This window comes from Phyllobacterium sp. 21LDTY02-6 (genome assembly GCF_023554255.2).
In the GTDB taxonomy this organism is placed as follows: domain Bacteria; phylum Pseudomonadota; class Alphaproteobacteria; order Rhizobiales; family Rhizobiaceae; genus Phyllobacterium.
This window is the reverse complement of sequence record NZ_JAMJWD020000001.1, coordinates 283,925-299,959: the sequence shown is the minus strand read 5'-3', so window position 1 is coordinate 299,959 and position 16,035 is coordinate 283,925. Positions and strand designations below refer to the sequence as shown.

The following is a 16,035-nucleotide window of genomic DNA, read 5'->3' as shown; positions in this document are numbered from 1 at the left end:
GGCATGATCGTGCTGTCCTGCGCGCAGATTGCGAACGCTGCGGAGAATGCTGCCCTGGTGCGGCCCGCGCCGCCGCCGGAACCGAGCGTCGCCCAGATATGCGCCGCGCTCACCACCAGCGCCGACGGCCACGGCGTACCGCGCGACTTCTTCGCCCGCCTGATCTGGAAGGAAAGCCGCTTCGACACCAATGCCACCAGCCCTGTCGGGGCCCAGGGGATTGCGCAATTCATGCCCGGCACCGCGAAAGAGCGCGGTCTTGCCAAGCCCTATGATTTCGCCGCTGCTCTACCTGCATCGGCGGCGTTTCTGAAGGAACTGCGCCGCGCGTTCGGCAATTGGGGCCTGGCGGCGGCCGCCTATAATGCCGGGCCGACACGCGTTTCGAAATGGCTGGCGAGCGGCGGGTTCCTGCCGCTCGAAACCGAGGAATACGTGCTGAACATCACGGGCCGCTCACCGGACGACTTCGCCGCCGGCGCCGAGATCACCAATCGCCCGCTCGATGCCAAGCTCGGCTTCGACCAGGCATGCCGCCGCCTGCCGATCATCCGCTTCGCCACCGTGGCGATGGCGCAGGTGAAGCCAAAACCCTGGGGCATACAGATCGCCGGCAATTTCCGCCGCAGCGCCGCCGAAAGGCAACTTGTCCGGCTCAGGCGCAGCTTTCCGGGCATTATTGGCAAGCACCAGCCTGTGATCAGCCGCCACCGCAGTCCAATGGGACGTCGCGGCGTCTATGCCGTTCGCATCGGTTCGGACAGCAGGACCGAGGCGAATGAAATCTGCTCCGAATTGCGTACCGCCGGTGGTGCCTGCATCGTCATGCGCAACCGCTAGCTGCGAGCGCCAAGTGTTGACCCGGGAAGGCGCACGCCCGCCACGTATAATTGCCAAGTTCTATGCCGGTTGCACAGGCTTGCAGGTTCATTCTACCTGACGCCCCAAATGGTAGAAAAACTTTTGCTTGCCAAAAAACAGTTATTCTAGCAGTCTTGAGTTGCTCGGGCATCTATGAACACTGGAAGACTGGAAGAACGGCGCGCCGGAACCGCAATAATACCGGGTCGGGAGAAATCCCGGCAATGATCGGCTCCTTTCCTGAATTCGAGAACTGCCTGCATTATATCGTCGAAGGTCATCTACCCGGAGACGGCACTACAAAGCCCGCAGACCCACAGAGGGGGACGCGGTAGTTATGAAAAAGGAACTGAGCATGGCACAGACCGGTACGGTCAAATTCTTCAACAGCGAGAAAGGCTTTGGATTCATCAAGCCGGATGATGGCGCGGCAGACATCTTCGTCCACATCTCCGCTGTACAGGCCTCGGGGCTGACAAACCTTGCGGACAATCAGAAGGTCTCCTTCGATACGGAGCCGGATCGTCGCGGCAAGGGCCCGAAAGCCGTCAACATTTCGATCACGGAATAATCTGCCGATAAACGGTCAGATCAGGGTTTTTCATCCGGGCATTGCCCGATTTGGAACGCCCCTGTGATCCAAGCTATCCCCCAACTGCGATTGGGGGAAGTTTTGTTGCGGTGAGCATCTTCTGCAACTCCCAGCGCGCACTGCGTGCCATAACCTTGCTTTTGCCTTGGAAATGCTGAAATCCTCATGTCTGTGTTCCGTGGAACAATGCAGGCAGGACATGGCATGCTGCAACCTTCTTCATGTCATGATCGTTCAGCTTGCATTCATTCTGAACGGCATAAAAATGGAGCATGGCCGGTCTGAATGACCTGATGGCCCAAACAATTTCGGCGGCAGATGCGCGCCAGATGCTTCAAGGAGGCGAAAACATGAACAAAGGTACGAAACTTGCCATTCTTGCCACGGCGGTCGTTGCAACAGTCGTCGCACCGCTATCGTCGGCATCGGCTGACCACCACCGCTGGCGCCGGCATCATCACCGCGGCGGCGGCGACGCACTTGCCGCCGGCGCTATCGGCCTTGCCGCTGGCGCCCTGATCGGCGGCGCGCTGGCGCAGCCGCGCGAGCCGGAAGTCGTCTACCGCGATTACGACGACAGGCGCGTCTACCGCGAGCCGGTCCGTGTCTACCGCGAGGTTCGCGCACCGCGCTATTACGGCAGCGCCGAGCCTTGGTCGCGTGAATGGTACCGCTACTGCTCGGATCGCTACCGCTCCTTCAATCCGGAGACGGGTACCTTCCGCGGCTATGACGGCCGCGACTATTTCTGCAACGCGGATTGATCATATAGACAAAACCGGAACCAGCCGCCGCCATCCCAGCGGCGGCTTTTTCATGTCCCTGCCAGGAACGGATTGGTGCGGCGCTCCTCGCCGAAACGGCCTCCCGGACCATGGCCGCAGATGAAGCCGATATCGTCCCCGAGCGGCAGGAGCTTCGTCTTGATGGAATTGATGAGCGCGGCGTGATCCCCGCCCGGCAGATCCGTGCGCCCTACCGAACCATTGAACAGGACGTCGCCGACATGGGCGAACTTGGCCGCGCGGTTGTAATATACGACGTGGCCAGGCGCATGGCCCGGGCAATGCAGGACCTCGAATTCATGCGAGCCGAAGGAGACGACATCGCCGTCGTTCAGCCAGCGGTCCGGCGTGCAGTTTCTCACCTTGTCGGAAATGCCATATTGCTCGGCCTTCGCCTCGATGCTCTCCAGCAGGAAACGGTCCGCCTCATGTGGCCCGACAATATCCACGCCCAGCGCTTCCTTCATGTCCATGGCGCCGGCGGCGTGATCGATATGGCCATGCGTGATCCATATCGCCTCTATGACGATGTCGTTCTCGCGAATCGCGCGCAGCACCTGATCATTGTCGCCGCCCGGATCGATGAGCACCCCATGCTTGTCTTCACTGTCGAAAAGGATGGTGCAGTTCTGCTGAAAGGCCGTCACGGGTATAATACCGGCCTGCAATTGTCCCATATTTCAATCCTGTCCAGTTCGCGCGGGCAATGCCGCGCCTCCACCTGAATCGGTGCATGCGCACCGCTCAAAGGCGGAGCCTAGAGCAATTTCCGACTGTAGAGAACCTTCGCCGCGCGATTGGTGACGCATGGCGCGGGTTAATTCACCGGATTGCGGACATGAAAAGGGCGGCCCGACGACCGCCCAGGAAACACTTGCGAAGAACGATCAGGTTCTGGCCATCGAGTTCTTTATCGCGCCGGCAATTGCAGTCAGGATGATCCCGCCTACGCCGCCACCTGCTATCTGGCCGATGATCGCTCCGAAATCCAGACCGGACGAAGCGGCAGCAGTTGCGACAGCTTCAGCACCGCCGGCACCGAGGAACTGCGTGAGGTAACCGCCGATCAGACCGCCGACAGCACCGGCAACGGAATTGCCGGTTGTCCCGAGACTCAGGTTCTTCAGTAGAGAGCCGACGATATTGCCGCCGACGCCACCTGAAATAAGTTGAATGACTATAGGTAGAAGCGCTTCCATAATGGACACCCCGTCAACGTTTCAACGTCAGACTCATGCCTGACAATTGTCATGATGACCAAGTTTTAGGCAAAGTCAAACAACTTGATGCGTCAATAAAGACGCATCAAGTTTAAAACAGGGGAAAATAAGCGCGTTATTCTGCGGCAGCTTTCTTTGGCGTTACTTCTGCAGCGTAATCATTCATCAAATTTGCGGCGATCTCACCGACTGTGAATTTATAGGGCCCGACCTCCGAAACAGGCGTTACTTCCGCCGCCGTACCGGTGAGGAAGCACTGCTCGAAACCTGCGAGTTCTTCCGGCATGATCGCCCGCTCGATGACCTCGTAGCCACGGCGCTTGGCAAGATCGATCACGGTGCGGCGGGTGATGCCGTCCAGGAAGCAATCGGGCGTCGGCGTGTGGATGGCGCCATCCTTGACGAAGAACACGTTGGCGCCGGTCGCTTCGGCGATCTGGCCGCGCCAGTCGAGCATCAGCGCGTCGGCATAGCCCTTGGCCTCGGCGGCATGCTTAGAAATGGTGCAGATCATGTAGAGGCCGGCCGCCTTCGATTTGGAAGGCGCGGTGCGCGGATCGGGACGGCGATATTCCGCCAGATCGAGCCGGATGCCCTTCAGCTTCTGTGCCGGGTCGAAATAGCTCGGCCACTGCCAGATGGCGATTGCCACATTGATCTTGTTCGCCTGCGCCGCGACGCCCATCGATTCACTGCCGCGCCATGCGATCGGACGCACATAGGCATCCTCGAACCCCTGCTTGACCAGCAGCTTGCGGCAGGCATCGTTCAGTTCCTCGACGGAATAGGGAATGGTGAAGCCGAGAATACGCGCCGATTCGTGCAGGCGCTCGGTATGCTCGTTGAGCTTGAATATCTCGCCGCCATAGGCGCGCTCACCCTCGAAGACCGCACTGGCATAATGAAGGCCGTGCGAAAGCACGTGAATCTTGGCATCTGCCCATTGGACGAACTCGCCGTTCATCCAGATATAACCTTCCAATTGATCGAATGGGACGGATGCCATCTTTTTCCTCCAGGCCTGTTTCCTGATTCAGCGGGATTTGTCGTTGCGCCAACTGGTCCCGGCGTCCAATTGGTGTACCATCGTAAACGGCGCCAACAGGCGTTTCGAATGAGGAAAATATCATAGAAACACGTCTTGGCTTTTCGAAAGCTTCAAAATGCCGGCCAACAGCTTGCCAAAAATTATCAGCAGTCTAAAATTAAGTCAACAAAGCTGACATAATTTCTGCAAAACCGGGGATCCTGCATGAATTCTTATACACCAGAACGGCCAATTGAGACAGCCCTGACCCGCCAGGATGCCGAGCAACTGGACATCATAGAGCTGTTCTTCTTCGCCTATAGGGATTTCACCGCAGACCCCGATCTCATCCTCGAAAAGCTGGCTTTCGGGCGCGCCCATCACCGCGTCCTCTACTTCATCAACAGAAAGCCCGGAATGACGGTGGCGGAATTGCTTGACGTCTTGAAGATAACCAAGCAAAGCCTCGCCCGCGTGCTCAAACAGCTCATCGACACCGGCCATGTCGTGCAGGTTCCGGGCCCGAAGGACCGGCGCCAGCGTGAACTCTACCCCACGCCGAAGGGCCGGGACCTGGCGCTGCAGCTTGCGGCACCGCAATCACGCCGCATTAGCGGTGCATTGGAACAAATCGGCCCGGGCGACCGGGCGATAGTCGAGCATTTTCTGAAGGCGATGGTAAACCCTGCCCAATGGCAACAGATCGACAGCTTGCCGAAGACGGGGTAGAACCTGGGAAGAAAGGGGGAGATATGGAACAGACCAAGGACGCGAGAACCGAAGGCGAAACGGCCCAGTTGTCCGACGACGCGCCGCATTTGCTGATCGTCGACGACGACACCCGAATCCGCAACCTGCTGTCGCAATATCTCACGGGCAGCGGCTTTCGCATTACGGTGGCCGCGAATGCCGACGAGGCGCGCCGGAAGCTTGCGGGCATCGATTACGACCTGCTCATTCTCGACGTGATGATGCCGGGTGAAAGCGGCGTCGCGCTGACGCAGTCGCTGCGGCAGGAAAAGAACGTGCCAATCCTCATGCTGACGGCGCTCTCCGAAACCGACAGCCGCATCACCGGGCTCGAAGCTGGCGCGGATGATTACCTGCCGAAGCCCTTCGACCCGCGCGAACTGATCCTGCGCATCAACAATATATTGCGGCGAGGCGCGCCGGCGCCGCAGGCCAAGATCGAGCAGATCGTGTTCGGGCCCTATACTTTCGTCATCGCCAAGCGGGAGTTGAAGCGCTCGGGCGATGTCATCCGCCTGACCGATCGCGAGCAGGATATCATGGCCATCTTCGCCGAGCGTGCAGGCGAAACGGTGCCGCGCCACGAACTGACCGGCCAGGAAGGCGAAGTGGGCGAGCGCACGATCGACGTTCAGATCAACCGATTGCGGCGCAAGATCGAAAACGATCCCGCCAATCCGGTCTGGTTGCAGACCGTCAGAGGCGTCGGCTATAAATTGAGCGTTGAGTAGAGAGGCACTCCCGACGAATACCAGGCGCAAATCGCGAGCGGACACCGATATGGCATCACGCGACACTGCGGGCCGCGCGCTCGCGGTCCGAAAACGCCATTGGCGCCGCAAGCGAAGCACGCTGTTCGGGCCATGGCGGAAATTTACCCGCTGGCTCGCGCGCTGGATGCCCAAGCGGCTCTATGCCCGCTCGCTTATCATCATCATCGCGCCGATGGTGCTGCTCCAGTCGCTCATCGCTTTCGTGTTCATGGAACGCCATTGGCAGACCGTCACCCAGCGGCTTTCGACGGCAGTCGTGCGCGACATTTCCGGCATCATCGACCTGATGGACACATTTCCTCAGGACCCCGGTCATGAGAACCTCATCCGGATTTCACGCGAACGGCTGGCCTTGAACATTTCGATCCTCCCGCTCGATCCCCTGCCCGCTCCGGGTCCCAAGCCGTTCTTCTCCATCCTCGACAGCATCCTGAGCGAGGAGATAACCCGCCAGATCAACCGGCCGTTCTGGATCGATACGGTCGGCGACTCGGATCTCGTCGAAATCCGTATCCAGCTCGAGGACAAGGTGCTGCGCGTCTTCGCCCGCCGCAGCCAGGCCTATGCCTCCAACACGCTGATATTCCTGGTATGGATGGCCGGTTCGGCGCTGGTTCTTCTCGCGATCGCCATTCTCTTCCTGCGAAACCAGATCAAGCCGATCCAGCAGCTTGCCGCCGCTGCCGACAGTTTCGGCAAGGGACGGCCGGCGCCGCCCAATTTCAAGCCGCGCGGAGCGGAGGAAGTTCGCCGCGCCGGCGCGGCATTCATCGTCATGCGTGAGCGGATCGAGCGGCAAATCGAGCAGCGCACCACCATGCTCAGCGGCGTCAGCCATGATCTGCGGACCATATTGACGCGCTTCAAGCTTCAGCTCGCACTCGTCAGCAACAGGCTCGATACGGCCGCCATGGAACAGGACGTCGAGGACATGCAGTCCATGCTCGAGGGCTATCTCGCCTTTGCCCGCAGCGAGGCCGAGGAGGAAACCGGGACGGTCAATCTCGACCGCGTTTTCGCCAAGCTGAAGGAGGAAGGCAATCTGCTCGGCCGCGGCTTTACATCGACCATACGCGGCCCTGCCGAAATCCAGGTTCGCCCCAACGCGTTTTCACGGCTGGTGTCGAACCTCGTGTCGAACTCGTTCCGCTACGCCAAGAACGTCTATGTACTGGCGGACCACCGCGATGGATGGCTGACGATAACCATCGATGATGACGGGCCGGGGATACCGAAGGAAATGCGCGAGGAAGTGTTCAAGCCGTTTTTCCGCCTCGACGAGGCGCGCAATCAGGATTCGAGCGGCACGGGGCTCGGGCTTGCGATCGCGCTCGATATAGCGCGCAGCCATGGCGGGGACATCATTCTGGATGAAAGCCCGAAAAAGGGCCTGCGCGCCATCATCCGCATCCCGGCCTGATGCCGACGATATTAGAAGCGGGCGGCTAGAAAAGCCGGCCGCCATTGGGGACGGGGCGGCTTATGGCGGCAAGAACGACATCGCCGTTTTCGTCCGGGAAGCCGAGCGTCAGCACCTCGGACATGAAGGGGCCGATCTGCCGCGGTGGAAAGTTGACCACCGCCATCACCTGCGTCCCGACGAGTTCCTCGATCGTGTGCCGCTTCGTGATCTGGGCGGATGATTTTTTGACGCCGATCTCGCCGCCGAAATCGATTTTGAGCTTGAAGGCGGGCTTGCGCGCTTCCGGGAAAGGCTCAGCTTCGATGATCGTGCCGACCCGGATATCGACCTTTTCAAAATCCGCAAAACTTATCGTCATGGCCGCAATCCGTCAGGCAGAACCGATCGTCTCGAACAGGATGCTGTCGAGCGATTCCCGCGCGGTCGAGCCGGACCAGACGACGAACTGAAACGCCTGGAAATATGTCTCGCAGGCATCGAGCGCGCTTGCCAGCAGCACCTCCACCTGCTTGCCCGTCGGCTCTACGCCGCCGGAGAGCAGCAGCGATTGCCGATACATGATCGCGCCTTCCTGCCGCCACAGATCGAAGTGCCCCATCAGCAGCTGTTCGTTGATGAGCGACAGCAGCCGCTGCACCTCGTTGACGCGCGGTTCGCTGACGGCGATATCGAAGGCGCAGGCCAGGTGAAGAGCCTCGAAATCCTCCATCCAGGAAAAGGAAATCTGGTAATCGGTCCAGTTCCCCTCGACGGTGATGGCAATCTCGTCTTCTCCAGTCCGTTCGAACGCCCACTCATTCGTGAGGGCGACATGCTCGATTACGTCCACCGGGTGTAAGTCTCTCGCAATCTCTATTTCCAGAAGGCTCATCGCCCATTCCCTGCTCAATCGAATATCGTAAAACGCCACCAGAGGAGGCGCACCCAGCACACCGTCAACGCTTGAAACTCTCCAGCAGGAAGAACGCACCCGCCGGATTGCGGCCCGCTTATTCTGGCCGCGGCATGATCGCTGCCACGAATCATGCTGTAATTTCAGTGTATTGATGCTGAGTCCCAGCGCCAGTCCCCTTTCGGCGATTTGAGCGGAATGCATGTGGACAGAAGTTCTGAAAAAGATTCACAAGCTGCCTTTAAATGACTCTATGCAAAGGCTTTTCGGCGCTCGGTCCCTGTTGATAAAGACTTGCGATTTATTTTTGGGGAAAGAAGATGGAAGGGCCCGCGGGCCGATTATTCTTGCACCTGCCGATGCGGCGCCCGTCATATCGGCGATAAGAACCGCCGCTAAAGTCGGCGCGTACCACAGACCAACCCTATCAAAGGACCGGAATCATGGCCGACGAAGCTGAAACCACAATACGGGCAATGCAGAAGAATGATGACGGAAAATGGTACTACACCATCACCATAGATGATGAAGAAGGCCCGAAGGTAGGGCCCTTCGAGACCGAGGAAGCGGCCCTGGCGGCTGGCGAGGAAGACCTCGCTGAAGACAATCAGGCCTGAGCAACTTCTCGATCGGCCAGGATCAGGACTTCCTGGCTCTCGTGCCAGCGGGCTTTACGGGTTTTTCCGCTGGCGTCTTGCCCACCAGGGCTTCCAATGCTTCGATCCGCGCGAGCAGCGCAGTGTTCTCGGCCCTCGCCCGGATCGCCATTTCCCGCACGGCCTCGAAATCCTCGCGCTGGACGACGTCCATCGTGTTGAGAAGGCGTTCCGCCTGTCCCCGGAACGCCGTTTCCACTTCCTTGCGCACGCCCTGGGCAGCGCCGGCGGCGTCGGTCACGAGTTTGGCCAGTTCATCAAGAACGCGGTTCGATCCATTGGTCATTGGCTGATACCTCTCTGATTGCCCAAGCGAATAAAGGAAAACCCATTCGATTGGAAGCTGCCCGTGCGAATACGATCATTATGACACAGCCCCTGGACCCCTACAATTTGCGGGGCCTGCAAAGGTTCCGTCGCTCGAGGCAAGGCGGCGCTCCGGCAAAACTTACCCGGGCTGTGGCTTGACGGCCAACAAGCCCTCGCGCATGGTCCGCGCCGATGTGCAAATCTATCCGGAGTGCGTTGTGAACGAAGTCCTGTTGCCGACCTTCTCGGCCATTGCCTTTCCCAATATCGATCCGGTCATCTTCAGTATCGGACCATTGTCGGTGCATTGGTACGGGCTCGGCTATGTCGTCGGCATCCTCTTCGCCTGGTGGTATGCCAAGAAGCTTGTCAGCCAGCCTCGCCTCTGGGCCAACAATACACCGCCGATGAAGCCGACCGATCTCGACGATTTCGTCCTGTGGGCCGCGCTCGGCGTCGTCCTCGGCGGGCGCATCGGCTACATACTGTTCTACGACTTCCAGCGCTATCTCGCCCAGCCGCTCGACATCTTCAAGGTGTGGGAAGGCGGCATGTCCTTCCACGGCGGCATGCTCGGCACCATTCTTGCAATGGTGCTCTTCGCTCGCGCCAGGAGGATCAACGTGTCGAGCATGCTCGATACGATAGCCGCCGGCGTGCCCGTCGGGCTTGGGCTCGTCCGCGTCGCCAATTTCATCAACAGCGAATTGTGGGGGCGGCCGACGGATGTGTGGTGGGGCATCGTATTCCCGACGGGCGGCCCGATGCCGCGGCATCCGAGCCAGCTCTATGAAGCGGCCCTCGAAGGCATCGTTCTGTTCACGATTCTCGCGCTTTTCATCTTCTTTGGCCGCAAATTGAAGAGCCCGCGCTTCATCAGCGGCACATTCGTTGCGCTTTACGGCGTATCGCGGATTTTCGTGGAGTTCTTCAGGGAACCGGATGCGCAGCTCGGCTATCTCTATGGCGGCTGGCTGACGATGGGAATGATCCTTTCGATCCCCATGGTGCTGGTCGGCATCGGCTTCGTCCTGTCCGCGCGCAACCCCGAGACCCCGACGGGACGATGAGCCTCAAGCAGCGCATAGTGCGGCAGATAAGGCTGAACGGCCCTATCAGCGTCGCCGACTATATGGCGCTATGCCTTTTCGACCCGAAGGATGGCTACTACACGACGAGGGAGCCATTCGGGGCCGAAGGAGACTTCATAACGGCGCCGGAAGTCAGCCAGATGTTCGGCGAACTGCTCGGCGCCTGGTGCATCAATGCCTGGCAGGAGATGGGCTCGCCCTCTTCCTTCGTCCTGTGCGAGATGGGCCCCGGCCGCGGCACGCTGATGGACGATCTGTTGCGCACCGTCGCCAGGCTCTCGCCGGCCTTCTGCGCCGCCGCCCGCATCCACATGGTGGAGCTCAGCGACAGGCTGGCCGAGTTGCAGCGCCGCAAGCTCGCGCACCATCCTCTGGCCATCGAATGGCGCACACAGCTCGATACGACGAGCCGGCTGCCATTGATCCTCGTCGCCAACGAACTGTTCGACGCCATCCCCACCCGGCAATATGTGAAACACCGGGGCCATTTCGTCGAGCGCCTTCTGGTTGCGGACGATGACGACCGGTTGCACTTCATCGCCGGCACCGGCACGTTGGATGCCGGTTTGCTGCCGGCTGGGCATGCCCTTGCGGCGGAAGGCACCATATTCGAGATATCGCCGCAGCGCGTCGCCCTGATGCGCGAAATCGCCTCCCGCATAGGCCGGAGCCGCGGCGCCGCGCTGCTGGTCGACTACGGCCATTTGCAGGCCGGCTTCGGCGACACGCTGCAGGCGCTGCGCAGCCACGATCATGTCGATGTTCTCGATACGCCGGGCGAGGCGGATGTCACCACCCATGTGGACTTCCATGCACTTGTGCAGGCGGCAAATGCGGAGCAATGCCGGACGGCGACAATGACCCAGGGCGATTTCCTGCTGGCGATGGGGCTTCTCGATCGCGCCGGCGCGCTTGGCCGGGATAAATCCACAGATTATCAGGAGCAGATTCGCGCCGACGTCGAACGGCTTGCCGGCCCCGACCAGATGGGACATCTCTTCAAGCTATTGTGCGTGACCGACGCCGCCACCACCACCTTTCCCTTCAATCTGGCGCGAGACCGCAATTGACTTCGCGCCATAGCTCGACCACCATCCGCAACCTTTGAAGCAGCCGGTGCGACCATGACAGACACTCCCGAACCGATCCGTTCTCCCCAGCTGGCACCGGCCGGACGGCAGGGAATCGAGCATGGTTTCTTCACGCGCCAGGGCGGCGTTTCGGACGGGATCTATCGTGGGCTCAATGTCGGCAGCGGCTCGAAGGACGAACCGGCCAGGGTGGCCGAGAACCGGCGCCGCGTGGCGCAGGCGCTTCGGGCGCCGCTGTCGCATCTCGTGACGGTGCATCAGGTGCATTCGCCCGACGTCATCACCGTCGATGCCCCCTTCGATGGCGAGCGCCCGAAGGCGGACGCCATGGTCACCGCGACGCCCGGCATCGTCATCGGCTCGCTGTCGGCCGATTGCGGCCCGATCCTTTTCGCCGATCCCGACGCCAGGGTGATCGGCGCTGCCCATGCCGGCTGGCGCGGCGCGATTTCAGGTGTGCTGGAAAATACCGTCGAAGCGATGATTGCCCTCGGGGCCAGGCGCGAGCGCATCGAAGCCGTGCTCGGACCGACGATCGGCCCCGAAAATTATGAGGTCGGGCAGGAATTTTACGACCAGTTCGCCGGAACCGACAGGAAATATACGAGTTTCTTTCGCGATGGCAGCCGCAGTGATCGTTTCATGTTCGATCTGTGGAGTTTCATTCTTCACAGGCTGGAAGGGACCGGCGTCAACGCTTCCGCGCTGCGGCTTTGCACCTATGCGGATGAGGATCGGTTCTTCTCCTATCGCCGCACGACCCACCGCAACGAACCCGACTATGGCCGCCAGATTTCGGCAATCACGATTACGGAGTAGACATCATGGCGCTTCATTTCGAACCGGAAGAATTCAGCGCGCGCCGCGACCGCCTCATGATGGTCATGACGGAGCAGAAACTGGATGCCATGCTGCTGTTCTCGCAGGAAAGCATGTATTGGCTCACCGGCTATGACACTTTCGGCTTCTGCTTTTTCCAGTGCCTGGTGGTCAAGGCGGACGGCAGCAATGTCCTGATGACGCGGTCGGCGGATCTCCGGCAGGCCCGCCACACCTCCAATATCGAAAACATCGTCGTCTGGGCCGACCGCGACAATGCCAATCCGGCGGCGGACCTGCGCGAGCTTCTCAACGATCTCGATCTTCTCGGCTGCCGGATCGGCATCGAATACCAGACGCATGGACTGACCGCCGCCAATGGGCGCAAGCTGGACGAGCAGTTGGCGGCCTTCGGGCAACTGGTCGATGCTTCCGGCCTCGTCGACAGGCTTCGCCTGTTGAAGAGCCCCGCCGAAATAGCCTTCAGCAAGAAGGCGGCGGCGCTCGGCGACGAAGCGCTGGAGGCAGCGCTGAAGCTCGTCAAGGCCGGAGCCGACGAAGGCGCCATTCTCGCCGCCATGCATTCGGCGATCTTCTCCGGCGGCGGCGATTATCCCGCCAACGAGTTCATCATCGGTTCCGGCGACGATGCCTTGCTCTGCCGCTACAAGGCGGGGCGGCGCAAACTGACCAAGAACGACCAGCTGACGCTCGAATGGTCGGGCGTATATCGCCATTACCATGCGCCCATGATGCGCACGATCCTGACCGGCAAGGTTTCGAAACGCCATCAGGAACTCTATGACGCGGCCCGCGAGGCGCTGGAAGCGGTGGAAACCGCCCTCACCCCCGATTCGACCTTCGGCGACGTGTTCGAGGCGCATTCGAAGGTCATGGAAGCCCATGACCTGACGCGGCATCGGCTGAATGCGTGCGGCTATTCGGTCGGAGCGCGGTTCACGCCGTCATGGATGGACATGCCGATGTTCTATTCGGGCAATCCCGAGCCCATCCAGCCCGACATGACGCTGTTCGCCCATATGATCATCATGGATTCCGACAGCCAGAGCGCGATGACTCTCGGCAGGACCTACCTGACGACAAATGGCGCTGCCCAGCCGCTTTCTCGCCTGGGACTTGACTTAATCGTCAAATAAAACTCTTGTCTCATGGCTATGCAGCTGACCACTGGGTCGTCTTGGGGTTTGAGTGAAGATGAAGTTCCGCTATGCGTTGATTAGCGCCGCCGCACTGTCGGCAGCCATCGGACTTTCCGCCTGCAACAGTTCAGAATCTCCCATGGGAGTAACCAAGGCGGACCTGCCGCCGACGCAGAACGCCGCCACGCCGACTACCGACCCGGCGCAGGCGCCAGCACCGGCAACCACTGGGCCAACAACCGCTGCGCCGGGCCAGCCGGCCGCTCCCGCTTCGCCCGGGGTGGCGCAAACGGCAAAACTGCGATTCGCGCCTATCGTCGGCGCGCCCATCGCCGCGGCCACGCCACTTTCGCAGCGCCTGTCCGCGCTGGCCAAGTCCAGGGGCATCACGCTCGGCACCGCCAGCGATAATGACAATACCCACATCATGAAGGGCTATTTCTCCGCGCTGGCCGATGGCAACCAGACGACGATCATCTATGTCTGGGACGTTCTCGATCCCGCCGGTACCCGCCTGCACCGCATCCAGGGCCAGGAAAAAGTGGCTGGCGGCGGTGCCGATCCATGGAGCAGCGTACCGGCCGCGACGATGGAGGGCATCGCGGACAAGGCAATCGACGGCTATATGAGCTGGATTTCCACCCCGAAGACGTGACATATTTACGCGTTCCGGCAGTTTACTTCACTGAATCCCACATGAATCACGGCACCGCGCTTGCATTGTCCGTCAGTCGCAGTAAAAGGCCCGCCATATCCTTCCCTTGGCTGACGCTCTGAAAAAGACGTGAGGAAAATACGGCATGAAACTCTTCGCGGGCAATTCCAATCGCGTTCTCGCTGAATCAGTCGCCAAATATCTCAACATTCCACTCGGCAAGGCCAGTGTCCGGCGCTTCGCCGATCAGGAGATATTCGTCGAGATTCAGGAAAACGTTCGCGGCGAAGACGTATTCGTCATGCAGTCCACTTCCTATCCGGCGAACGATCATCTGATGGAACTTCTCATCATGATCGACGCGTTCCGCCGCTCGTCGGCCAAGCGCATCACCGCCGTGCTTCCCTATTTCGGCTATGCGCGGCAGGACCGCAAACCCGGGCCGCGCACGCCGATCTCGGCCAAGCTCGTCGCCAATCTCATCACCGAAGCCGGCGCCAACCGCGTGCTGACGCTCGATCTCCATGCCGGCCAGATCCAGGGCTTCTTCGACATCCCGACCGATAATCTCTATGCGGTACCGGTGATCGCGCGGGACGTGCGCGCCCGCTACGGCACGTCCAATGTCATGGTCGTCTCGCCCGATGTCGGCGGCGTCGTCCGTGCACGCTCGCTTGCCAAGCGCATAGACGCGCAGCTCGCCATCGTCGACAAGCGCCGCGACCGGCCGGGCGAATCGGAAGTCATGAACGTCATCGGCGAGGTTTCCGGCAAGGACTGCCTGCTTTTTGACGATATCGTCGATTCCGGCGGAACCCTGTGCAACGCCGCTGAAGCGCTTCTGGCGAAAGGCGCGACGAGCGTCACCGCCTATATCACCCATGGCGTCCTTTCCGGTGGCGCGGTCGCCCGCATCACGGGCTCCAAGCTCAAGGAACTCGTCATCACCGACTCGATCCAGCCGACCCCGGCCATCGAGGCAGCGCATAATATCCGCGTCCTCACCATCTCCGACCTCATCGGCGAAGCCGTGGCGAGAACGGCGTCGGAAGAATCCGTTTCCAGCCTTTTCGATTGATCGCAGCCGCAGCGGCCCGAGGGCCGCGTGCAACTTGCACATGCCGGCGCTTTCCGCTATAGAGCCGCCATCCGCGTAGACACCCTTGGAGGCAACGCGGAATGTTGCGGTCGCTCTTCCCGCGGGAAGGGCATGGCCGCATCATGTTTTTTGGGTGCCGTTGGCGTCAGAGAACACTCCAGATTTGAACCTCGAAAGGAAATGCCATGAGCGAAGCATACGAGCTCAAGGCCGAGGCGCGCGAACGGGTCGGTAAGGGGTCCGCCCGGGACATTCGCCGCAACGGTAAAGTGCCGGCAGTCATCTATGGTGACAAGCAGGCGCCGATCTCCATCACCCTCGACTACAAGACGCTGTATTACAAGATTCACGGCGGCGGTTTCAAAACCACCATTGCCAACATCGTTCTTGACGGCAAGACGATCCAGGCACTGCCGAAGGATTACCAGCTCGATCCGGTCAGCGACAAGCCGCTGCATGTCGACTTCCTGCGCGTATCGGCAAAGTCGGTCGTCAATGTTCATGTGCCGATCCACTTCATCAATGAAGAACTCGCACCTGGCATCAAGCGCGGCGGCGTTCTGAACATCGTTCGTCACGATGTCGAGCTGCACGTTCCGGCCAATGCCATCCCGGATGCGATCGAAATCGACCTGACCGGCAAGGTCATCGGCGATTCGATCCATATCTCGTCCGTGCCCCTGCCAAAGGGCGTGACGCCGGTCATCCAGGATCGTGACTTCACCATTGCCACCATCGCGGCCCCGGCTGTCCTGCCTGCAGAGGAAGAGACGACCGAAGCTGCTGCCGAGGGCGATGAGACCGAAGCAAAAGACGGCGAATAATCGCCTGG

At 60.3% G+C, this 16,035-nt stretch carries 20 protein-coding genes; 14 read left to right on the top strand and 6 right to left on the bottom strand.

Features of this window, described 5'->3' with window-relative positions; translation table 11 throughout:
• The first annotated feature begins 3 nt into the window (after positions 1 to 3).
• The 3 genes from M8997_RS01440 (at position 4) to M8997_RS01430 (ending at position 2,217) form a co-directional block, all read left to right on the top strand.
• On the top strand, positions 4 to 840 hold the full coding sequence (locus M8997_RS01440) for a lytic transglycosylase domain-containing protein (protein ID WP_256473162.1): 837 nt from the start codon (positions 4 to 6) through the stop codon (positions 838 to 840).
• Between the two features lie 376 nt (positions 841 to 1,216).
• On the top strand, positions 1,217 to 1,432 hold the full coding sequence (locus M8997_RS01435) for a cold-shock protein (RefSeq protein WP_250019641.1): 216 nt from the start codon (positions 1,217 to 1,219) through the stop codon (positions 1,430 to 1,432).
• Positions 1,433 to 1,803: 371 nt separating this feature from the next.
• On the top strand, positions 1,804 to 2,217 hold the full coding sequence (locus tag M8997_RS01430; RefSeq protein ID WP_250019640.1) for a BA14K family protein: 414 nt from the start codon (positions 1,804 to 1,806) through the stop codon (positions 2,215 to 2,217).
• Between the two features lie 50 nt (positions 2,218 to 2,267).
• Here the strand turns inward: M8997_RS01430 and M8997_RS01425 are convergent, their stop codons facing one another.
• The 3 genes from M8997_RS01425 to M8997_RS01415 all read right to left on the bottom strand — a co-directional run bounded on the left by M8997_RS01425 (position 2,268) and on the right by M8997_RS01415 (position 4,464).
• On the bottom strand, positions 2,268 to 2,915 hold the full coding sequence (locus M8997_RS01425; protein WP_250019639.1) for an MBL fold metallo-hydrolase: 648 nt from the start codon (positions 2,913 to 2,915) through the stop codon (positions 2,268 to 2,270).
• A gap of 210 nt (positions 2,916 to 3,125) precedes the next feature.
• Complete coding sequence (locus tag M8997_RS01420; protein WP_250019638.1) at positions 3,126 to 3,437, bottom strand: hypothetical protein; 312 nt, start codon at positions 3,435 to 3,437, stop codon at positions 3,126 to 3,128.
• Positions 3,438 to 3,573: 136 nt separating this feature from the next.
• Complete coding sequence (locus M8997_RS01415; RefSeq protein WP_250019637.1) at positions 3,574 to 4,464, bottom strand: branched-chain amino acid aminotransferase; 891 nt, start codon at positions 4,462 to 4,464, stop codon at positions 3,574 to 3,576.
• Positions 4,465 to 4,710: 246 nt separating this feature from the next.
• On the opposite strand from M8997_RS01415, the gene M8997_RS01410 reads away from it, so the two are divergent.
• From M8997_RS01410 to M8997_RS01400, 3 genes are all read left to right on the top strand, one after another.
• Positions 4,711 to 5,214 carry a MarR family winged helix-turn-helix transcriptional regulator gene (locus M8997_RS01410; RefSeq protein WP_250019636.1) on the top strand — a complete coding sequence of 168 codons (504 nt, stop codon included), beginning with the start codon at positions 4,711 to 4,713 and terminating at the stop codon, positions 5,212 to 5,214.
• A 23-nt stretch (positions 5,215 to 5,237) separates the two neighbouring features.
• Positions 5,238 to 5,966 (top strand): response regulator, encoded by a 729-nt coding sequence (locus M8997_RS01405; protein WP_250019635.1) that lies wholly within the window; start codon positions 5,238 to 5,240, stop codon positions 5,964 to 5,966.
• A 166-nt stretch (positions 5,967 to 6,132) separates the two neighbouring features.
• Positions 6,133 to 7,428 (top strand): ATP-binding protein, encoded by a 1,296-nt coding sequence (locus M8997_RS01400; protein ID WP_371929504.1) that lies wholly within the window; start codon positions 6,133 to 6,135, stop codon positions 7,426 to 7,428.
• Between the two features lie 25 nt (positions 7,429 to 7,453).
• On the opposite strand, the gene M8997_RS01395 is transcribed toward M8997_RS01400, so the two are convergent.
• Together M8997_RS01395 and M8997_RS01390 are read right to left on the bottom strand one after the other, a co-directional pair.
• Entirely contained in the window at positions 7,454 to 7,789 is a 336-nt protein-coding gene (locus M8997_RS01395) for a tRNA-binding protein (RefSeq protein WP_250019634.1), read from the bottom strand.
• Positions 7,790 to 7,801: 12 nt separating this feature from the next.
• The gene (locus M8997_RS01390) at positions 7,802 to 8,302 is read right to left on the bottom strand and encodes a YbjN domain-containing protein (RefSeq protein WP_250019633.1); all 501 of its coding nucleotides are present in this window, start codon (positions 8,300 to 8,302) and stop codon (positions 7,802 to 7,804) included.
• Positions 8,303 to 8,766: 464 nt separating this feature from the next.
• Here M8997_RS01390 and M8997_RS01385 point away from each other — a divergent pair, with 464 nt between their 5' ends.
• The gene (locus tag M8997_RS01385) at positions 8,767 to 8,940 is read left to right on the top strand and encodes a hypothetical protein (protein ID WP_250019632.1); all 174 of its coding nucleotides are present in this window, start codon (positions 8,767 to 8,769) and stop codon (positions 8,938 to 8,940) included.
• Positions 8,941 to 8,962: 22 nt separating this feature from the next.
• On the opposite strand, the gene M8997_RS01380 is transcribed toward M8997_RS01385, so the two are convergent.
• The gene (locus M8997_RS01380) at positions 8,963 to 9,265 is read right to left on the bottom strand and encodes an accessory factor UbiK family protein (protein ID WP_250019631.1); all 303 of its coding nucleotides are present in this window, start codon (positions 9,263 to 9,265) and stop codon (positions 8,963 to 8,965) included.
• A gap of 241 nt (positions 9,266 to 9,506) precedes the next feature.
• On the opposite strand from M8997_RS01380, the gene lgt reads away from it, so the two are divergent.
• From lgt to M8997_RS01345, 7 genes are all read left to right on the top strand, one after another.
• Positions 9,507 to 10,358 carry a prolipoprotein diacylglyceryl transferase gene (gene lgt / locus M8997_RS01375; protein ID WP_250019630.1) on the top strand — a complete coding sequence of 284 codons (852 nt, stop codon included), beginning with the start codon at positions 9,507 to 9,509 and terminating at the stop codon, positions 10,356 to 10,358.
• A complete protein-coding gene (locus M8997_RS01370) occupies positions 10,355 to 11,449 on the top strand; it encodes a class I SAM-dependent methyltransferase (protein ID WP_250019629.1) in 1,095 nt (364 codons plus the stop codon). The genes lgt and M8997_RS01370 overlap by 4 nt, the downstream gene beginning before the upstream one ends.
• A gap of 54 nt (positions 11,450 to 11,503) precedes the next feature.
• Positions 11,504 to 12,289, top strand: coding sequence for a peptidoglycan editing factor PgeF (gene pgeF / locus M8997_RS01365; protein WP_250019628.1), 786 nt, complete (start codon positions 11,504 to 11,506; stop codon positions 12,287 to 12,289).
• A gap of 5 nt (positions 12,290 to 12,294) precedes the next feature.
• The gene (locus tag M8997_RS01360; protein ID WP_250019627.1) at positions 12,295 to 13,446 is read left to right on the top strand and encodes a Xaa-Pro peptidase family protein; all 1,152 of its coding nucleotides are present in this window, start codon (positions 12,295 to 12,297) and stop codon (positions 13,444 to 13,446) included.
• A 142-nt stretch (positions 13,447 to 13,588) separates the two neighbouring features.
• Positions 13,589 to 14,104, top strand: a complete 516-nt coding sequence (locus tag M8997_RS01355) for a hypothetical protein (protein ID WP_250019626.1) — start codon at positions 13,589 to 13,591, stop codon at positions 14,102 to 14,104.
• 145 nt (positions 14,105 to 14,249) lie between these two features.
• Entirely contained in the window at positions 14,250 to 15,182 is a 933-nt protein-coding gene (locus M8997_RS01350) for a ribose-phosphate pyrophosphokinase (protein ID WP_250019625.1), read from the top strand.
• Between the two features lie 206 nt (positions 15,183 to 15,388).
• Positions 15,389 to 16,027 carry a 50S ribosomal protein L25/general stress protein Ctc gene (locus M8997_RS01345; RefSeq protein ID WP_250019624.1) on the top strand — a complete coding sequence of 213 codons (639 nt, stop codon included), beginning with the start codon at positions 15,389 to 15,391 and terminating at the stop codon, positions 16,025 to 16,027.
• Positions 16,028 to 16,035 lie beyond the last annotated feature (8 nt).

Bases quoted from the DNA above. Each gene is read 5' to 3' on its own strand.
- M8997_RS01440 (WP_256473162.1), top strand. From the start codon at position 4: ATGATCGTGCTGTCCTGCGCGCAGATTGCGAACGCTGCGGAGAATGCT.
- M8997_RS01435 (WP_250019641.1), top strand. From the start codon at position 1,217: ATGGCACAGACCGGTACGGTCAAATTCTTCAACAGCGAGAAAGGCTTT.
- M8997_RS01430 (WP_250019640.1), top strand. From the start codon at position 1,804: ATGAACAAAGGTACGAAACTTGCCATTCTTGCCACGGCGGTCGTTGCA.
- M8997_RS01425 (WP_250019639.1), bottom strand. From the start codon at position 2,915: ATGGGACAATTGCAGGCCGGTATTATACCCGTGACGGCCTTTCAGCAG.
- M8997_RS01420 (WP_250019638.1), bottom strand. From the start codon at position 3,437: ATGGAAGCGCTTCTACCTATAGTCATTCAACTTATTTCAGGTGGCGTC.
- M8997_RS01415 (WP_250019637.1), bottom strand. From the start codon at position 4,464: ATGGCATCCGTCCCATTCGATCAATTGGAAGGTTATATCTGGATGAAC.
- M8997_RS01410 (WP_250019636.1), top strand. From the start codon at position 4,711: ATGAATTCTTATACACCAGAACGGCCAATTGAGACAGCCCTGACCCGC.
- M8997_RS01405 (WP_250019635.1), top strand. From the start codon at position 5,238: ATGGAACAGACCAAGGACGCGAGAACCGAAGGCGAAACGGCCCAGTTG.
- M8997_RS01400 (WP_371929504.1), top strand. From the start codon at position 6,133: ATGCCCAAGCGGCTCTATGCCCGCTCGCTTATCATCATCATCGCGCCG.
- M8997_RS01395 (WP_250019634.1), bottom strand. From the start codon at position 7,789: ATGACGATAAGTTTTGCGGATTTTGAAAAGGTCGATATCCGGGTCGGC.
- M8997_RS01390 (WP_250019633.1), bottom strand. From the start codon at position 8,302: ATGAGCCTTCTGGAAATAGAGATTGCGAGAGACTTACACCCGGTGGAC.
- M8997_RS01385 (WP_250019632.1), top strand. From the start codon at position 8,767: ATGGCCGACGAAGCTGAAACCACAATACGGGCAATGCAGAAGAATGAT.
- M8997_RS01380 (WP_250019631.1), bottom strand. From the start codon at position 9,265: ATGACCAATGGATCGAACCGCGTTCTTGATGAACTGGCCAAACTCGTG.
- M8997_RS01370 (WP_250019629.1), top strand. From the start codon at position 10,355: ATGAGCCTCAAGCAGCGCATAGTGCGGCAGATAAGGCTGAACGGCCCT.
- pgeF (WP_250019628.1), top strand. From the start codon at position 11,504: ATGACAGACACTCCCGAACCGATCCGTTCTCCCCAGCTGGCACCGGCC.
- M8997_RS01360 (WP_250019627.1), top strand. From the start codon at position 12,295: ATGGCGCTTCATTTCGAACCGGAAGAATTCAGCGCGCGCCGCGACCGC.
- M8997_RS01355 (WP_250019626.1), top strand. From the start codon at position 13,589: ATGGGAGTAACCAAGGCGGACCTGCCGCCGACGCAGAACGCCGCCACG.
- M8997_RS01350 (WP_250019625.1), top strand. From the start codon at position 14,250: ATGAAACTCTTCGCGGGCAATTCCAATCGCGTTCTCGCTGAATCAGTC.
- M8997_RS01345 (WP_250019624.1), top strand. From the start codon at position 15,389: ATGAGCGAAGCATACGAGCTCAAGGCCGAGGCGCGCGAACGGGTCGGT.